This window comes from Sphingomonas sp. CFBP 13706 (genome assembly GCF_014842355.1).
GTDB lineage: Bacteria > Pseudomonadota > Alphaproteobacteria > Sphingomonadales > Sphingomonadaceae > Sphingomonas > Sphingomonas aerolata.
Map to the genome: position 1 here is coordinate 1 of NZ_JACYVM010000045.1, position 2,566 is coordinate 2,566.

A 2,566-nucleotide genomic window follows, 5' to 3' on the forward strand; every position below is an offset into this window, starting at 1 on the left:
CCGCCGGATTGCAGATCGACTGCACCCCGGGAATGAGCGTCACCCTCACCGCGGACAATGGCAGTCAGCCGTCCAACGGGGTGCGCCAGCTCGTACACGCAACCCGGCCTGCCGATCGCATGCCCTATCAGCTGTTCGCGAACGGCAGTCAGACGCCCTGGACGTCGCAGGCGATCGCGCTGGCATTCCCGCTCGGGACGTCGCGACTCTCCGTTCCCGTCCAGGCCCGTGCCGTCGTTCAGCGCAGCGTGGCAGCGGGGCGATATTCCGATGTGGTTCGCATCACCGTCACCTGGTGATGCAGCAAGGACAAGTCATGAAGATCCTGCGTATCTTGACCGCCATCGTCTCGCCGCTCCTGCTGCTGCCGGGCACCAGCCGAGCCGCGGCGGTCATCATCTGGCCGGTCGATCCGAAAATCGCCGCCACCGAGCGCGCGACCGCGCTGTGGATCGAGAACAAGGGTAACGAACCGATCACGATGCAGGTCCGGACTTTGCGCTGGTCGCAGGGTCCGCAGGGCGATCTGTACGACGACCAAGACGAGATCGTTGCCAGCCCGCCGATCGCGGTCATCCCGGCGGGGGAACGGCAGATGATCCGTGTGCTGCGGCGCGAGCGGCCTGCTGTCGCGGCGAACGACCAGACCGGCCCGGGGGAGCGCAGCTACCGCCTGTTGATCGACGAAATCCCCACCGCGAACGCGCCGAATGCGAGCCGGCTGCCGGCGGCCGAGCTTGCGGTACAGATGCGCTATTCGGTTCCGCTCTTCACCTATGCGGGGTCCGTCACCGCGGCCAGGCCCGAACTGACCGCGACGGTGGAACGGAGCGGCAGCGGTCGGACGCTGGCGATCCGCAATACCGGCATGCTGCATGCGCGCCTCGTCGATATCCGGACGGCGGACGACAAGAAGACCAGTCTTGCTTCGGGGCTCGCGGGCTATGTCCTGGCGGGGCAGACCATGCGCTGGCCGGTGCCGGAGGGTGTCCCGGGCACCAGTCCGCTGATGGCAAACGTCAATGGCGCCGATCAGCGCATTGCCGCGCGTTGATCCGTCCGACACGCCATGATCCGCGGTTCGCTCCTGCTGACGACCATGCTGGTCTGCCTGCCACAAATGGCACGCGCGGGTGACCCGGTGCAGCAGCTGTTCGTCGAGCTGGTCGTGAATGGCCGTGCCACCGGTGACCTCGNGGGTGACCCGGTGCAGCAGCTGTTCGTCGAGCTGGTCGTGAATGGTCGTGCCACCGGTGACCTCGTACCGCTGCGGATCGTCGGGACACGCATGCTCGTGCCGGCCGAGGCGCTCAGCCGAAATGGCGTCACGCTCGACGGGGAGGGCGGCGGGACGGAGCGCGACGTCGCGTCGCTGCCGCACACCCGCGCCCGCTATGACGCCGCGCTCCAGACGCTCCATCTCGACACCGCGCCCGACTATCTGCCGACCACCCGGATCGCCGCGGGTGGAAGACCCCGCGCCGCCACGCTCGCCAGCTGGGGCGCGATGGTCAACTACCAGTTTTACGCGCAGCGCGCCGACGGCGGCTCCCTTGCCTCCTTATGGTCCGAACAGCGGGTCTTCGGGCCGGTCGCGACGCTGTCTAATTTCGGCGTGATNGAATTTCTACCGACCACCCGGATCGCCGCGGGTGACAGACCCCGCGCCGCCACGCTCGCCAGCTGGGGCGCGATGGTCAACTACCAGGTCTACGCGCAGCGCGCCGACGGCGGCTCCCTTGCCTCCTTATGGTCCGAACAGCGGGTGTTCGGGCCGGTCGCGACGCTCTCCAATTCCGGCGTGATGCGGGTCGGGTCCGGCATCGGCGGCTATCTGCGCTACGATACGCATGCGAGATTCATCAACGAGGATCGCGCGTTGACCGTCACGGCGGGTGACCTGATCACGCGGTCCTTGCCCTGGAGCACGTCCGTCCGGCTGGGTGGCCTGCAGTTCACGCGCGATTTCAATACGCGGCCGGACCTGTTGACGATGCCGCTGCCGAGCTTTGCGGGCAAGGCGGCCGTGCCCTCTGCGGTGGACCTGTTCGTCGACGGCTATCGGCAGCAGGGTGCAGACGTCGCGCCCGGTCGGTTCGTGCTGCAAGATGTCCCGGTGATCAACGGCGCTGGCGAGGCCGTGATCGTCACGACGGACGCCGTGGGCCGGCAGATCGCGACCACGGTCCCCTTCTACGTCTCGTCGACACTGCTACGCGCCGGGCTCACCGATTTCGCAGCCGAAGCCGGCGCCATCCGCCAAGGCTATGGCATCCGCAACTTCGATTACGGCACGCTCGCCGCCAATGGCTCGATCCGACGCGGCATGACGTCGTTCCTGACGCTCGAGGCGCATGCCGAGGCGACTGCCCGGCTTCGGCAGATCGGGGGCGGGCTCGTGGTGGCGCCGTGGCGATTTGGCACCATAGCGCTGTCGGTCAGTGCGTCGCGCTTGGGGCAGGCCGTGGGCCATCGCTGGTCGCTCGGCTACAGCTATACCGCGCGTCACTTCAGCGTTGCCGCGCAATATGACGATCGCAGCAGGGGCTTTCGCGAGCTCGCCAGC

3 protein-coding genes are annotated in these 2,566 nt (G+C 67.7%); all 3 read left to right on the forward strand.

What is annotated here, in order from left to right; all coding sequences use genetic code 11:
* The coding region (locus tag IFS44_RS21490; protein ID WP_192100153.1) for a spore coat protein U domain-containing protein at nt 1-299 on the forward strand (299 nt) is incomplete at its 5' end.
* A gap of 17 nt (nt 300-316) precedes the next feature.
* The gene (locus tag IFS44_RS21495) at nt 317-1,054 is read left to right on the forward strand and encodes a fimbrial biogenesis chaperone (protein WP_192100155.1); all 738 of its coding nucleotides are present in this window, start codon (nt 317-319) and stop codon (nt 1,052-1,054) included.
* Nucleotides 1,055-1,804: 750 nt separating this feature from the next.
* A partial coding sequence (locus IFS44_RS23030) for a fimbria/pilus outer membrane usher protein (protein WP_446740875.1) occupies nt 1,805-2,566 on the forward strand: 762 nt, incomplete at its 3' end.